Origin of the sequence: Acetobacter papayae, from assembly GCF_047721125.1 — a bacterium.
Lineage (GTDB): Bacteria > Pseudomonadota > Alphaproteobacteria > Acetobacterales > Acetobacteraceae > Acetobacter > Acetobacter papayae.
The window spans coordinates 1-15,540 of record NZ_JBDNWF010000034.1 but is presented as its reverse complement, the minus strand read 5'-3'; the positions used below and the strand labels follow the sequence as shown (position 1 = coordinate 15,540).

The window sequence follows — 15,540 nt, the reverse complement described above, 5'->3', positions numbered from 1 at the left end:
TTGAATAATTTACGTCAACGGAATATTTTGGAATGGTAATAAAAAGACACCCATACCCCTCCGCCGCACAAAGGCCAGCCACAACGCAGCCCTCAGCAAAACGGCACATAAAACACTTGAAAAGAAAAAAGGTTTTTGTGACGATACCAGTATCGAAACCGGGCCTGTTTTTGCAGCGTTCCGCCCTGCGGCGGTTTCAGGCGGCACGGAATGCGGCGTCCTGCAGGGTTTCAACAGCTTTCAATGTTCAGGAACTGACATGACTGTTTCTTCACACGCACTCGAATTCTACATCAACGGCCAATGGTGCGCGCCAGCAGGCACCGAGCGGCTGGATGTGATCAACCCCGCAACAGAAACCGCCTGCGCCACCATTGCCATGGGCAACGCACAGGATGTCGAGCGGGCCGTGGCGGCCGCGCGCGCGGCTTTTCCCGCGTGGTCTGCCTCTTCCAAGGAAGAGCGCATCGCCCTGCTGGAAAAGGTGATTGCCATCTACCAGCGCCGGTCGGAAGAAATGGCGCAGGCCATCTCGCTTGAAATGGGCTCGCCCATCGCCCGCGCGCGCGACAGTCAGGCATGGTCGGGCTATGGCCACATGCAGGAAACGCTCGACGCCCTGCGCGCCTTCTCTTTCGACACCGTGCGTGACGACATGCTGCTGACCCACGAGGCCGCAGGCGTAGCCGGGCTGATTACACCGTGGAACTGGCCCATGAACCAGATTGCCTGCAAAGTGGCCCCTGCCCTTGCCGCAGGCTGTACCATGGTGCTCAAGCCCAGCGAGGTCGCTCCGCTCAGCGCCCTGCTGTTTGCCGAAATCATGGACGAGGCCGGAGTGCCGGCAGGCGTGTTCAACATGATCAACGGCAGCGGCCCCGATGTGGGCGAGGCGCTTGCCCGCCACCCGGATGTGGATGTCATGTCCATTACCGGCTCCACCCGTGCGGGGGCCGCCGTTGCCCGCGCATCGGCCGACACCATCAAGCGCGTTTTGCAGGAACTGGGCGGTAAATCAGCCAATATCATTCTGCCCGATGCTGATTTTCAGGCCGCTGTCAGCGATGGCGTGCGCCGCTGCATGGGCAATTCCGGCCAGACCTGCGATGCCCCCACCCGCATGCTGGTACCGCAGGCCCGCATGGCCGAGGCCATGGACGTGGCCAAAGCGGTGCTGTCCGAGCTGCGCATGGGCAACCCGGCGGATGAGGAAACGGAATACGGCCCCGTTGTCAGCGCCCTGCAGTTCGAGCGCATTCAGGCCCTGATTGCAAAAGGGATCGAGGAAGGCGCGACGCTGGTTGGCGGCGGCACTGGCAAACCGGCAGGGCTTGAGGTTGGCTACTATGTCAAACCCACGGTTTTCGGGCAGGTTGCCCCTGACATGACCATCTCGCGCGAAGAAATCTTTGGCCCCGTTCTCTCCATTATCGGATATGCGGATGAAGAAGACGCCATCCGTCTTGCCAACGATACGGTTTACGGGCTGGCGGCCTATGTGCAGTCGAGCGATCTGGCCCATGCGCGGGCGGTGGCCCGCAGGCTGCGCGCGGGCAATGTCACGCTCAATCAGGGCGCATGGACGGTCAAGGCTCCCTTCGGCGGCTACAAGCAGTCCGGCAACGGGCGTGAATGCAGCGTGTTCGGCCTGATGGACTTTCTCGAACTCAAGGCCGTTATCGGCTACGGAGAGGCCTGATGCACGGGCCTTCCGGCGCGGCCTGCGGCAGTCTTTACGAAGCGCAAGCCCCCGCCGCACCGGATTGGCCCGTACTGACACAACGGGTTGAAACCGATGTTCTGGTTATTGGTGGGGGGCTTACGGGCCTTTCCACCGCCCTGCATCTGGCTCGGCAGGGAGCCAGAACCATTGTGCTGGAAGCCCATGGGCCGGGCTGGGGGGCCTCGGGCCGCAATGGCGGGCAGGTCAACCCCGGGCTAAAACCCCCGCCCGATACGGTAGAGGCCGATTTTGGCCCCGAACATGGCCCCCGGCTGGTGCAGCTAGCCTGGCAGGAAGGGCCGGATCTGGTGTTCGACCTGATCGAACGCTACGGCATTGCGTGCGATGCCGCACGGGGTGGCACCCTGCGTGCTGCCACCGCCACAGGCCAGCTTGCCGCCTTACGCACGCTCGAACAGCAGTGCCAGATACGGGGCTGGCCCGTACAATGGCTGGACAGTGCCGCTGTGGCCGCACGCACCGGCCACAGCCATTATTGCGGCGGCCTGCTGGACAGGCGCGGCGGGCAGGTTAACCCGCTGGCCTATACGCAGGGCGTGGCACAGGCTGCCGTGCAGGAAGGCGCGAGCCTGTTCTGTTACAGCCCGGTGCTCTCGCTCAAACGGGCAGGCGGGCGCTGGCTGGCCCAGACCCGCACCGGCTGTGTTGTGACCGAGCGGGTGGTGCTGGCCACCAATGGGTATACGGATACCCTGCACAGTGCCCTCCGCCGCTCCATCGTGCCGGTTTACAGCGGTATTGTCGCCAGCGAACCCCTGCCCGCGCCATTGCAAAGGGCCATTCTGCATGAGCGCGAATCCCTGTATGAGCTGGGGCAGATCACCACCTATTACCGGGTGGATGGCACCGGCAGGCTGCTGATGGGCGGGAGATCCTTCTCCCACCCTGCACAGGGGGCGGTGGCGTTTCCCTATCTGGTGGCGCGGGCGCAAAAACTCTGGCCCGCCTTGCGCACTATCGGCTGGACACAGGGCTGGAACGGCCAGCTTGCAGTAACGCTGGATCATTACCCGCACTGGCATGAACCCGAACCCGGCCTGTTGGCGGCACTGGGCTATAACGGCCGGGGTGTGGCCATGGCCACGCTGGCCGGGCGGGAGCTTGCGGCCTATCTGGTGCAGGGAGGGCCCCCCCTGTTCCCGCTCTCGCCGGTCAAACCCATTGCGCTGCATGGTTTCTGGCGGGCTGGGGTTGCCGCGCGCATTCTGCTGGGCCGCGTGCAGGACAGGCTGGGCCTATCCTAAACCCGCCCGTGCCGCCTCAGGCCCCAGCACGGCCAGCATTTTATCCAGCCGCCTATCCCAGTTGTTTTCCATCAGCACCGGGTCATTCTCCGGTATAACCTGTGGGGCCGTCAGGGCATTGCTGATGCCTTCCATAAAGGCCTCTGCACTGTCCGTTAGTCGACAATAGCTGGAAAAATCAGCCAGAGCAGGCAGGCTTGTTGCAACCACCGGGCAGCCCGCCGCCAGATATTCAAAAAACTTCATAGGAAAAACAGCGCGGGTGTGATCGTTCAGCAGGAGCGGCAGAAGCGCCACATCCAGCCCCCGCAGGTAATCCGGCAGCACCGCATAGGGCCGCCAGCCCAGCATATGCACGTTATCCAGCCTGCGCATGCGCTCCAGCACCGGGTCGGCCTGTCCTTCGCGCTCATCGCCAATCACCACCAGATGCCAGTCGGGCCGGGCCAGAGCCACATGCTCCAGCAATGCGAAATCGACCTTGAAATCAGTCAGCGTGCCAATAAAGCCCAGACGTGGCCCGGCAATAGCCGCCAATTCAGGCGGCACGGCCCCCGCATGCCGCGCCTGCGCAAAATGCGCCAGATCAGCCACATTGGGGAAGTAATGCGTGGTGTGCGGGGCAATCCGTGCACAATGCGCCTGTAGGGCGGGGGCTGTGGTAAACACGGCATCGGCGCGGGCCAGCAATGCCTCTTCCGCCTGCGCGAAGGCCGTGGCATCCACCCCCGGCACGGCGGCAATGTTATCGACACAGTGATAGACGAGCGCACTGCGTTTGAGGCCGCTAATGGCCTCCAGCATATACGGATGATAGGCCCAGACGAGCGGGGGCGTGCCATCGCCATGCCTGCGCAGCCACAGGCGGATGGCGGTGCGCAGAATCCACGCATTGAAATGCCGGACAAAACCATGGCGCTGGCCCAGCGGCAGGGTTAGCGGAGAGAGCACCCACAACCGCTCGCCCACCCGGCGCGGCGGCTTGAGGCCTGAGCGCAACCGCCGGATAATACGTGTCAGGTCAAGGCTGTTTATCGACGGGCGGCGCAGGCCCACGGTTTCGATATACAGCACGGTATAGCCACGCTCGGCCAGCCTGCGGGCAATATGCTGTTTATTGGTCCAGCATGGTGCGGCCCAGTCGGCGGTTGAAAACATGACAACCGTGCCGCCAGCCTCCGGCTGCCCTTTCATGGGGTTTCGGCCAGAATGGCGGCAATACGTTCCGCCGCGTGGCCATCTCCATACGGGTTGGGGCGTCCGCTCAGTTCCGGGCACCCTCCGGCGGACAGGATACGGCTGGCCTCGGCCACGATCATGTCTGCATTGCTGCCCACCAGCCGGGCAAAACCGGCCTCGACACTCTCCTGCCGCTCGGTGGTGGCGCGCATGACCAGCACCGGCACGCCAAAGGTTGGCGCTTCCTCCTGAATACCGCCCGAATCTGTCAGGATCAGCGTGGCGCGGCGCATCAGAAACACCATGGTGTCATACGCCACCGGCTCAAGCAGGTGCAGGTTGGCAATCCCCCCCAGCAGCGGCATGACGGCACGGCGCACCGATGGGTTGAGGTGGACAGGAAAAACAAACTGCGCGGCAGGCCATGTTTCAGCCAGATGCCGCAGGGCCTTGCAGATTGCCTCCAGTTCCGGGCCAAAATTCTCGCGCCGGTGGCAGGTTATCAGCACCAGCGGGCTGGCCCCGGCCAACGCCGCCACGGCGGGTTCCACCCCCTCCGGGCTGCCCGCATGATCAGCAGCATAGTTGCCAGATGGGTCAATGGACTGTTCGCCAGACTGCCAGCGGGCACACAGGGCCAGCAGGGCATCGATACCCGTATTGCCGGTCACATGCACGCTCTGCGGGCTAACCCCTTCGGCCAGCAGGGCCGCGGCTGCGCGGGGCGTGGGTGCGAAATGCAGATCCGCCATGGGGGTTATCAGGCGGCGGTTAATCTCTTCGGGAAACGGGTTGTCCTTGCGCCCGGTACGCAGCCCCGCCTCGACATGGCCAATTCTGACACGGCCATAAAATGCCGCCAGCGCCCCCACGAAAGCGGTGGTGGTATCGCCCTGCACCAGCATCCAGTCCGGGCTGTGGCGGCGGATCAGTTCCGCGCAGCCACTCAGGATAGCCCCTGTCAGTTGCGGCAGGGTCTGGTCCGGGCGCATGACGTCCAGGTCCTCATCCACTGTCAGGCCAAGGCTTTGCAGCGTCATGTGCAGCATCTCGCGGTGCTGCCCGGTGGAGCACACCGTGACATGAAAATCGTCCGGCCGGGCGCGCAAAGCCCGCACAACCGGAGCCAGCTTGATACATTCAGGGCGGGTTCCGAACAGAACCATCACCCGCCTGCTCATGCACCAAGCTCCGTGGCCGACAGGGTTTTACCACGCCAGCGCACCGCCAGCGGCGGCCCGTCGCCCGCCAGCGGGTCGGTCAGCCGCACCTGCCCCTCTTCCACATTGAGCGCGCAGGCCATGCGGCGGCGCACCAGATCAAGGCACTGGTCTTCATTAACGAACCAAACACCCCCAGCGGGCTGTGCGCTGGCCTGTATGTAATCAAGAAACGCCGCATGGGCCTGAAGCCGCTGCGCCTCATCAAGCCAGCCATAGGAATAGCGCGGCGAGAACGGGTGATCGAGAAAGCCGAAAATGGCTGATGTTGCCAGTGCGGCATCGAACGCCCGCTTGTACACCGCCAGCGGGTCGCCCTCGGCCAGCAGGCAATCTCCATGCACCATGCATTGCTGCGCGTGGGAGACAAAAGGAAAAGCCGCACCCGGCACAATGCCGCCACGGGCCAGAATATAGTCAGGCTCAGCCGAAACCACCCCGCCGATAAAACCTTCATACCCCGCCTGCGCCAGAAGAGGCGGCACAAAAACCGGGGTCTGATGGAAGGGCGACACCATATGGCGGATGGGAATATGCGGCAGGTGCTCCTGCAACCATGCGCGCGAGTCCACCGCCTCCTGCAAGGCTATGCCGGGATCATCCCCCCAGCGCACATAGTGGTTGACCGAGTGCGACAGCACGGCCCCACCAGCCGCCGCCACCTCGCGCAGCAGGGCGAAGTCTTCCTCCACCGCAGGCTGCGCGGTCTTGACCGCCAGCGAGAACGGCACGCCACGGCTACGGTACAGCTCAAACAGCGGACGAGCCGATTTGATATCCTCGTCACAATCAAGCCGCATGCTCACAACTGCGCCAACCCCGTACGGGGCCTCACGCAGATGCGGCAGGCAGGGCCGATCATCAGGCCGGTAATCGCTGAAAAACGCCTCGACCAGCGCCCATTCCAGACTATCCACCAGCCCAACCGCACGGTTTATCCACAGCACGGAGCCCCCGGCGGTCTGGTCATGCAGGGTGATGAAAGGCAGCCTGTCCTCCCCTCCCACATTGACTGCGGCAATCAGGCTTGCGCCATCGCACCGCGCGCCCTGCGCCAGACCCCACTGGCCGGACCCTTCAATGCGGCCATAGCCCAGATTGTTCCATTCCTCGGTAAAATCGAAGCGCAGCAGAGGCCTTTCCTGAAAAGGCGATGCCCCGGCAAGCGGGTGATCGGCATAGCGGATCAGCCCGTCACTGGCTGTTGTGCCATAAGTGGGGGCGGACGCGCAGGCCGCCCACGCAGCGGTATCGGCTGGCAGGGGTTCGGCCACCACACCGGCCAGAGCAGCAGCAGCGGTATCCAGCGCGCCCAGCAGCAGCACCTTGCCGCCCTGTGCCGCAACCTGCCCGGCCAGAGACGACAGCACGCCCTGCGGGTTGACCACCACCAAAAACGCCATGCCCTCGGGCGCAGGTCCATCCACCCGGCGCACCTGCGACGCGGTGAAAGAACGGATCAGGCCTGCCTCAACAACCGGCCCCGCCGCATCGCCCGGGGCGAACGCAACGCCGATCATGCCGGCACCACATGGCGGAACTTGGCGCGACCGCCCTGTAGCTGGATCTGGGTCGTATCAATAAACTCCAGCTCTATGGACTGCCCCCACCACTGGCGGATACGGGCTTCCACCTCCTCACGCGTGGCATGGGGTTCGAGCACCAGCCGCAGAACCGGCACAGCCCCACCCACAGCAATCTGGAACTCGCGGATACTGCCCAGACGGTCGAGCATGTCCTGAATGTAATGGGTGGCGTAGTCCTTGCCGCCAATACGCACGACATCATGAATACGCCCGACCAGATCATACAGCACAAAGCCCCGGTCCGGCTCCTCGCCCAGTGCCGCCAGATCACCCGTGCGGTAGCGGATAAGCGGCATGAGGCGGTTTTTCAGCCCTGTCAGCACCAGTTCGCCGCTCTGGCCACGCTCATGGGCAATGGCGCTGGCATCGCTGCCGTCCACGGCGGCAATTTCTGGCCAGGCTATGGGGTCGTATACATCGCGCCATGTCGAGCCCTTGTGCCCTTCATAGGCCACCACCCCGAACTCGGCCAAACCGTAGCGGTCCACCACCCGGCAGCGCAGGGCGGTTTCGATCGTGCGGCGCTGATGGGGCTCGAGCAGTTCCCCACTGGATTCGAAAATATCGAACGCCTTGCCGCCGCCATGGGCATCGGCCATGTGCAGCGCCAACTGGTAGAGCGTGGACGGGTGGCCATGCACCAACACCGGCCGGTTACGGCGCACCTGCCGCCAGATCGCTTCAAGACTGGCGGGCGAAAAATCATCGAAAAAGATATTGGTGCGGTTCATGCACAGGCACTTGATATGCTCGATAACCCGCGCCCGGAGCGGAAATTTCTCGGGAAAGCGGCTGGCAAAATGCAGTTCGCGCATGAAGTGGTGCTTGCCCACGCTGCGTCTGGCGTAATGCGTCACGGCTGATGACCAGTCAGCCGCCTCCTGATCGTAATAGATAATGGCGGAAACGCCGGTGGAACCACCGGTCTTGCAGCCATGAATCCGCAGGCCTTCGCGGTCCTGCCGCATCATGCGTTCGCCCTGTTCGCGGATAATATCCTTGGTCAGGTAAGGCAGGTCGTTCAGCCAGCCTGCATCCTGCTCCAGCTTGGCGGGATCAAAGTTCAGGCTGGCGAACAGGTCCTTGTAATACGGCACATGCACACCGGCCCACCCTACCAGTTCGGCCAGCGCCTTCTGGCTACGCTGACGGCGCTCGGCAAAAGGACGCGCCATTTCCGCCTTCAGCCAGGCTTCCTTGCTGGCGATCTCGCGCTTTTCACGCCGGGTTGCCAGAGGATAGGCAACAAACTCGGCCAGCAGGCCCTGAGCAAGGTGGTGGGGAAAAATCAGCATCTGCAAAATTCCGTCTTCAGCCGCAACGCGGGGCCGGGGTTACCCCTGCTGAGATAACGATAAGGGGCGGTAAGGCATGCGCCTGTTTTACGGGGTGCCGCCAATGGCTGCGGCATATACCGCACGCAGTTCCTTGACTACCTGCGGCCACAAGAAGCGTGTCAGCACCCGCTCACGCAGGGCAGGCGCCACCGGGGCGGCCAGTGCGGCCTGAATTTTGGCGCGTATGTCGTCCGGTGCCGTGTGATCGACATAGTGTACCATGTCACCAAAATATTCTTCCGTCGATCCCTCGGCGGTCACCACCAGCCGCGCGCCTGTTGCCGCAGCCTCAAGAGCCGCCAGACCGGGGGTTTCGAGCGTGCTGGGCAGGACAAATACCGAGCAGCCGGCATAGGCCGAGCGCAGGGCGGGGTCTTCATGCGCCAGCGCACCAACATAGCGCGCGCGCCCCTGCGCCTCCTCCATGACCTGATCGAAATAGGCCTGTTCACGCACATGGCCGACCAGAATAACCGGCAGGTCCAGCCCCTGTGCGGCCCGCACCAGCCCAAGCTGGTTTTTGCGTGGCTCGATATTGCCGACATTGAGAATGAAGTCGCCCTCAATACCAAACCGCTCACGGAACAGCGCTCCGGGCACGGGTTCGGCAAACAGGGGGTCTACCCCGTTATAAACCGGCATGAAACGCTCACGCGGCAGACCCAGCACAGAGGAAAGGGCATCCGCCTCGCGGTGGGAGTTCGGCACGATCACATTGGCCAGAGAGAGCTGATGCCTGATTTCGTCTATCGGATACAGCCCGGTTGTTTCAGGCGTAACCCACAGGCTGGACGAGACGACAAGCGGCTTGCCCATGGCTTTGACATAACCGCAGAACGCGGAAGACCCGCCCATGACCGAGAAGAAATGCACCGCATCCACCTCCGCCAGACGCGGAGCCCAGATATCATGCGGGATGACCTCGACCCCCGCACCGGGGAGAAAGTCCCTGTAATACACAATCTGCTGCTCGCCGCCGCCCGGGCAGCAGAACGCCCACGGATATGTATTGAATGCGACTTTCAAACCTGCTTCCCCTGTCCTTACGTCCGTACCGTCAGGCTGTTGCGGCAGGGTGCCGCGCCACCTCTTTGCGTCCCTTCTGGGGCTGCTCCCCTCTCAGGGCTGGGCCTGCCGCAGCGCCTGCCAGATAATCGCCCCTTCAAGCCCCGGTGCCAGTGCTGCGCGCCGCGCCTGACGGCTGGCGGCAAGGGCGCTGAGACGGGCGGTATCAGCCAGCGTATCGGCAATAAGCCGGGCTTTGGCCTGTGCATCTTGCCCGTCTGGCAAAATCACGGCAGCATCGCCCGCCACTTCCAGCATGGCGGGGTCAGGGCGGCAGAAAACCGGCCTGTCCAGCAGCATGGCATCGGCAATCGGCACACAGAATCCTTCATGCTGGCTGCATGAGATCAGGCCATCGCACCGCTCGTAAAGAGCCTTGATAACGCCATCGGTAACATTTTGCAGAAACGTAACGCGCTCCGCCACGCCTGCGCCGCGGGCAATGTCCGCCAGCCGCGCCAGTTGCTCGGCAGAGCCGCCCCCCACAATGGCCAGATGCACATCGGGGTCCAGCCGCGCCAGATGCGCGAAAATTTCCAGCAGGTCATCCACCCCCTTATGCGGGCTCAGCCGCCCGACATAGAGCAGCAGCCGGGGGCTTTGGGGCACATCTGCCGGTTCTGCCACAATATTCTGCCAGCGGTTCAGCCCCAGCACCGGCGGGCAGGCCAGCACCTGCTCCACAGCCGGAGCCTCTGGCCCCATGCCTTCGATCAGGCAGGCGGCGGTGGTGCGTGAATTGGCCATCAGCACATCAAAATGGCGGGCCAGCGGGCGCTGGTTCAGGCCGCGTGACACCAGCCCTTCGGTATGGGGGTCGCTATCAGTGAAAAACCGGGCCGGAGTAATGCCGTGGAAATACAGGATTCTGGCGCAGGCAAGCTGCGACAGCGCCTCGAAAGCGGGGTCTTCAATGGAAAAATGATAGAACAGGATATCGGCTGGAGCGGTCTGGGTGAACACATCAGCCAGAGGCCTGATATCCTCATCCGGGCTGAAATTTTCCGCATAGAGCACGGCCTCGACCCCGGCCGCACGCAGCAGATCGGCTATCTGGAAACAGAAATTGCCAATCGCATCACGCCGCCAGATATCGCGTGCGACAATACGGACAGCCCCCTGCGGGCGCCACGAAGCATCAGATGCAGTCACGACCAAACCGTTCATTCCTCGTTATATGTTGCCCTGAGCTTCTTCCTTTGTGGGCTCAATGACAAGGTCGGGCTGGTAAAGCAGGGCTATATCCTTGGCCGGGCCATCCGCCACAATGCGGTGCTGGTCGATCAGCAGGGCGCGGTCACACAGTTTCACGACGTCCTGCATGGAGTGCGACACGAACACAATGGTCTTCCCTGCCTTGCGGAAGCCGTGCATCACATCCAGACATTTCTGCCCGAACTTGTAATCCCCAACTGCCAGAACCTCATCAATCAGCAGGATTTCGGGATCAAGCTGCGAGACCACGGCAAAGCCCAGCCGGGCCAGCATACCGCTGGAATAATAGCGGACAGGCCGGTCGATGTGTTCACCCAGCTCGGAAAACTCGATCACCGCATCCATATGCTGGCGGATTTCCTGACGCCCGAACCCGAGCACCACACCGTAGAGTTCGATATTTTCGCGCCCGGTCAGGTCCGGGTGAAAACCCGCCCCCAGTTCCAGCAGCGGCGAAAGGCGGCCATCCACCACAACACGCCCCTTGTTGGGCCGCAGAACCCCCGCAATCAGGCTCAGTAGCGTGCTTTTGCCCGCGCCATTACGGCCCACAAAAGCAACCGCCTGCCCATGGGGAATGGAAAAGCTCGCATCGGTAATGATCGGCACCGGCTCGGCCTGATGCCGGTTCCCCCGAAAGCCGTTGAGAAGCAGGTTTTTCAACCCGCCGGTATGCGGGCCATGGGGGCTGAATGTCTTGGTTACATTCTCGAAAAGGATCGCTGTCATGTCGTTATCTCACAGCACTTCGGCAAAGCGCCAGACCATGCGGCGGTAAATGACCAGACCGACAATCAGGCTGACCACGGCATACGCATAGGTCAGGCCAACATTGTACAGGTCAATCCTCTGTTCGAGGTACAGGGCATGCCACGCATTGATAAGGGGTGCAAACGGGTTAAGCAGAATGAACTTGACGTATTGTTCGGGTATTTTCGTCATGGGGTAAAGAACCGGCGTGACATAGAACAGAATGTTCAGAAGAATACCCACCAGCTTTTCCATATCCCGGAAGAACAGATTAGCCGTGCCCATGGCCAAACCGATCCCGAACAGGAGCAGGAACTGGGCAACGGATATGAGCACAATACCGGCCAGTGTCGTCAGGCCGAACGGCACGCCATAATACAGGCTGGCAACAGCAATAACCGGAATAGACATCACGTAATGAAAGCCATCCTGCATGCACAGAGAAAGTGGCAGGACAATGCGGGGGAACAGCGATTTTTTAATGATACTGCCGTTCGAGACAAACACATTGCATGAGCCGATAATGTAGTTTGCTATCCACTGCCACGCAAACAGCCCGGAAATAAGGAAAAGAACAAAGTTCTTCTCCCCGGATTTGAACACGACATTGAACGCAAAATAGAACACCAGCGCAAAAGACAGCGGATTGGCCAGCGACCACAGATAGCCGAAGAAGTTGTTTTTGTAGCGAACCTTGATCTCCTTCTTCCACAGGATATAGGAAAGCTCGCTGTAATGCGTCAGCTTATCGACGATGCTTTCAGTGGCCATAAGTATCGGTCCTGTGTTCGGTGGTCTTGTTTACAATGCCGGGCGCGCGGGTGGCGGACAGGCGCTCCTTTGCCCGTTGAGCCTCTGTTTCATAAATCCGGTATGTTTTTTCAATGAACTGCCGCTCATCAAACAGCTCGGCAGCCCGCGTCGCTGCTGCCTTGCCGCTTTGCAGCCGCAGGGTGTCATCATCCAGCAGGGTGCTGAGTGCCTGCGCTAGCGGAGTTGCCTGACCGGCTGGCACGGTCAGGCCTTCATGCCCGTGGCGGGCCACCCATGGCACGCCCGTGGGCACATCCGTGTTAACCACTGGCAGACCGCAAGCCATGGCTTCCATCTGGGCAATGCCGAAGGTTTCCGCCGGGCTGATGGAAGGCAGGGCAAAAATCCGGGCCGCGTGGAGCATGCACTTCAATTCGTCTCTCTCAAGCCGCCCCACCAGATGCACCCGGTCCTGCAGGCCCAGTGCGTCAATCTGCTGCTGCAACTGCTTGTCCAGCGGACCTTCGCCCACAATCACGCACTGACCGTTTACTGAGGAAAAGGCCTCGATGAGCACATCGAACCCCTTGTAAGACACCAGCCGCCCCGTGGTGACGACCAAACGTGGATACTGCCTACGCAGGGCCGCAACCCGTTGTTCTTCTTTTGTATTGAGGCGGGGCCAGTAGGTCAAATCCGTGCCGAAAGGCACAATTTCGCACTTATCCGCCAGAGGGCGCAGAAAGGGCGAATGCGTGACCATGGGCGCACTGGAAACCAGAATACGGTCAGCGCGCTGCACTGTCCGGCGCATGAGCGGGGCCACCAGCCGCAGCAGCCATTTCTGGCGCACGACATCGGAATGCCAGTGAACAATGAGGGCGCAGCGCCGCGGAAAATACAGGCCTGTCAGCACATCCGCCAACGGAAACGGCGTGTGCAGGGCCACCACATCCACCTTGCGGGCTCTGGCCAGCAGGGCCAGCGGATAAAGCGGGGCCAGTGGCAGCGAGCGGAGCGTCATCAATGCGAGTGAGCGCGTAACCGGAATATCGTCCACAATAATCGTGCGGGGCGTGCCCCACCGCCTTGTGGCCAGAATGGCAGACTGGCAGCGTGCTGCCATGCGGGCTGTCAGCGCCCGGATGGCCGAAGGCACACCGCCCTCGACATCAGGCAGATACACCTTATAGGCATGCAGGATACGCAAACGCGCGCGAACAGGGTGTTGAGCGGCCTCACCCGCCGAAACAGGACTCATGCACAGGCCCTATGCGGCACGCCTGCGCGCCAACCCATGCCACAGCCAACCAACAGCCCAGAGCCGGATACCACCCGCAACCGCTGATGGAAATGAGAGATCACATCCAGTATCGTCTGCCCCTCGGCGGATAACATTACAGCCCCTGTTCTATTATGGCTGCTTCGTCCAATATCAATTTTTCCCCGTCATGGCGATTCCATTTCCACCACCAGCACAAAGCCAGAACGGAGCAAGACCTTTAACCCACTGTATGCAACACCCTGACACCCGCCGAGGCATTGAACCGGCTGCCATCTGCTAGCACACTCCAGTTGGTTAAGCCTGAAGACAGGATTTTCCAGATGCTGATTATTTCAGAAAAACTTAAGGAATTCTTGATTGATACAGAAAAACTTTCCGAAGAAGAAATTCAACCATCAACAAGAATAGCAGAAGATCTCGGCATTGATGGAATTGACACCCTTTACTTCATGGACTCTTATTTCGAAACATTTCCAATCGATGTGGGCGATTTTGATTTACGTCGATACTCTAGTGATGAAACGCAAGTTTTATTAATTATTCCTATGATCCTCTTTGCTTTATTTCGATTTCTGATCTGGCAACTTTTGATGGGCAAACCAGCCCTCAAATTGACATCCGAATGCATCACATTGGCCATGCTCCAACAAGCCATAGACGACGGTGTCTGGAATTGCGCACGCCTTGAATCTCTTGCAGGCACTCAGGTTTATCCTCACCCCTCAAAAAAATCAGGATGGTTTGCACGCATTCGTAGCAAGACATAAACAGAGCCATTCCTTCTGCTACGCGTTTTACTGGGCCTTCGATCGGTAAAGAACAGGCCAGTCACCCGACATGCTGCCACCACAGCCAGCCTGAAAAGTCATCCTCGTCAGAACGAAATGGTGGCCATCCCACCGCCATTCATGAGAAGCACCGCAATAAGCCAGACCCATACCTTTGTAAAAGTCCGTAAAAGTTCCAGTTGCCACGTCAAAATCAAGGCTTGTCACAATACTTCCTTCATCGCCTGTGTCCCCCTTGATCAGGACGGGACTTGGCAGGCTGGCGGGCTCAGGTTGGCCATTGCCGGTGCGCGGGACGACAAAAACCAAGGACGCCCCCTGATATGCCGCCATCGAACACCCGAACAAGATAAGCGCATTGTTCTTGTCCAACCCGTAAACCCCTGTTTCCAGAAGGCTATCAGTTCCTTTATTCAGGCTACCACAACTCTGCTTTTTTAAGAGCTTAGCCTGCGTTCTTTCTGTCCATGCTATCAAGTGGGCCTGCTCTCTACGGCCAAGAGCGATAGAGCCATGGGTGGATGGAGCGGGCGGCAGTAATGGTGCGGGAGGCACCGCGCTGGCTGATTTTGCCCCCGTGCGGATCAATGCCGTTACACCGCCCAATCTTCCCTGTCGGTCATCCATGTGCAACGCTGCAGCACTTAACCCGTTCAATAGCACAATCCCATCACGTACCTGCAGCATTGTCCCGTCACGCAACTGCGCCACAAACGCAACAACGACCTCAGGCCATTTTCCAGACAGGATCGTGATTCCGTCCCGTGTATTGAGTGCCCATGCCGAACGGTCCAGCAACAACGGCTTACCGTCCACACGCAGATCCGCCAGTTCAAAGGGAAACCCGGCGCTCAGCCGCGCTTCAATCACACCATCCGGTCCGGCATCACGAATAAAACGCAGGTCAACCGATCCGTTGATTGGCCTGTTGTTGGGCGTGGTCGAAATGACATCGTCATCACCCTGCACAAACCCCTTGGTTTCGCAGGTCAAAACATTGTCGCATGCAACCAACCATGATCCATAAACATCATAAGATGGCGTTGCCGCCTAGGCTGCCCCGGTCATAATCAGGAATAGAAAGATTAAGGGCATACATCCATTTTTCATTCTATATGCTTTCTACATGCCTGATTAAGCTAGCCATACAGCTACAGTTGGCCCGAACGGCAACTCCGTGCATTCAGCCCTTCGAAACTATCGTTTGGCGAGATAGTTCGGTAACCGTCGAAACGATAAGAAAATATCGCCGTTACACACTGCGGCGGCCATGCCTTGTGCGGCAGATATTTCATCGCTTTCCGCTCCACCACTTCAAATTCTGTAACCATGCTGTTTTCGGAAAAACTGAGGTGAATCGCAACGGCCTACAAG

Annotated in this window: 13 protein-coding genes; 3 read left to right on the top strand and 10 right to left on the bottom strand. The window is 60.3% G+C overall.

From position 1 onward, the window contains the following. Positions 1-259 precede the first annotated feature (259 nt). Both ABF757_RS09910 and ABF757_RS09905 read left to right on the top strand, forming a co-directional pair. On the top strand, positions 260-1,699 hold the full coding sequence (locus ABF757_RS09910) for an aldehyde dehydrogenase family protein (RefSeq protein ID WP_081773484.1): 1,440 nt from the start codon (positions 260-262) through the stop codon (positions 1,697-1,699). Beyond that, on the top strand, positions 1,699-2,988 hold the full coding sequence (locus ABF757_RS09905; RefSeq protein ID WP_415482066.1) for an NAD(P)/FAD-dependent oxidoreductase: 1,290 nt from the start codon (positions 1,699-1,701) through the stop codon (positions 2,986-2,988). Before ABF757_RS09910 ends, ABF757_RS09905 begins: the two co-directional genes overlap by 1 nt. On the opposite strand, the gene ABF757_RS09900 is transcribed toward ABF757_RS09905, so the two are convergent. The 9 genes from ABF757_RS09900 to ABF757_RS09860 all read right to left on the bottom strand — a co-directional run bounded on the left by ABF757_RS09900 (position 2,980) and on the right by ABF757_RS09860 (position 13,354). Further along, positions 2,980-4,182 carry a glycosyltransferase gene (locus ABF757_RS09900; RefSeq protein ID WP_415482065.1) on the bottom strand — a complete coding sequence of 401 codons (1,203 nt, stop codon included), beginning with the start codon at positions 4,180-4,182 and terminating at the stop codon, positions 2,980-2,982. The two genes, ABF757_RS09905 and ABF757_RS09900, sit on opposite strands and share 9 nt — an antisense overlap. Beyond that, a complete protein-coding gene (gene wecB, locus ABF757_RS09895) occupies positions 4,179-5,348 on the bottom strand; it encodes a non-hydrolyzing UDP-N-acetylglucosamine 2-epimerase (protein ID WP_025860311.1) in 1,170 nt (389 codons plus the stop codon). The genes ABF757_RS09900 and wecB overlap by 4 nt, the downstream gene beginning before the upstream one ends. Then, positions 5,345-6,907, bottom strand: a complete 1,563-nt coding sequence (locus ABF757_RS09890) for a polysaccharide deacetylase family protein (protein ID WP_415482063.1) — start codon at positions 6,905-6,907, stop codon at positions 5,345-5,347. The genes wecB and ABF757_RS09890 overlap by 4 nt, the downstream gene beginning before the upstream one ends. Then, positions 6,904-8,268 (bottom strand): phenylacetate--CoA ligase family protein, encoded by a 1,365-nt coding sequence (locus ABF757_RS09885; RefSeq protein WP_025860310.1) that lies wholly within the window; start codon positions 8,266-8,268, stop codon positions 6,904-6,906. The genes ABF757_RS09890 and ABF757_RS09885 overlap by 4 nt, the downstream gene beginning before the upstream one ends. Before the next feature lie 87 nt (positions 8,269-8,355). Further along, complete coding sequence (locus ABF757_RS09880) at positions 8,356-9,336, bottom strand: glycosyltransferase (protein WP_415482061.1); 981 nt, start codon at positions 9,334-9,336, stop codon at positions 8,356-8,358. 93 nt (positions 9,337-9,429) lie between these two features. Continuing rightward, positions 9,430-10,527 carry a glycosyltransferase gene (locus ABF757_RS09875; RefSeq protein ID WP_415482059.1) on the bottom strand — a complete coding sequence of 366 codons (1,098 nt, stop codon included), beginning with the start codon at positions 10,525-10,527 and terminating at the stop codon, positions 9,430-9,432. 21 nt (positions 10,528-10,548) lie between these two features. After that, positions 10,549-11,319, bottom strand: a complete 771-nt coding sequence (locus ABF757_RS09870) for an ABC transporter ATP-binding protein (protein ID WP_025860306.1) — start codon at positions 11,317-11,319, stop codon at positions 10,549-10,551. Positions 11,320-11,328: 9 nt separating this feature from the next. After that, complete coding sequence (locus tag ABF757_RS09865) at positions 11,329-12,111, bottom strand: ABC transporter permease (protein ID WP_025860305.1); 783 nt, start codon at positions 12,109-12,111, stop codon at positions 11,329-11,331. Further along, positions 12,101-13,354: a glycosyltransferase gene (locus tag ABF757_RS09860; RefSeq protein WP_415482058.1), complete on the bottom strand. Its 1,254-nt coding sequence runs from the start codon at positions 13,352-13,354 to the stop codon at positions 12,101-12,103. The genes ABF757_RS09865 and ABF757_RS09860 overlap by 11 nt, the downstream gene beginning before the upstream one ends. Positions 13,355-13,698: 344 nt before the next feature. On the opposite strand from ABF757_RS09860, the gene ABF757_RS09855 reads away from it, so the two are divergent. After that, the gene (locus ABF757_RS09855; RefSeq protein WP_415482056.1) at positions 13,699-14,145 is read left to right on the top strand and encodes a hypothetical protein; all 447 of its coding nucleotides are present in this window, start codon (positions 13,699-13,701) and stop codon (positions 14,143-14,145) included. A gap of 27 nt (positions 14,146-14,172) precedes the next feature. Here the strand turns inward: ABF757_RS09855 and ABF757_RS09850 are convergent, their stop codons facing one another. After that, a complete protein-coding gene (locus tag ABF757_RS09850) occupies positions 14,173-15,180 on the bottom strand; it encodes a DUF1176 domain-containing protein (protein WP_415482054.1) in 1,008 nt (335 codons plus the stop codon). Between the last annotated feature and the right edge of the window lie 360 nt (positions 15,181-15,540).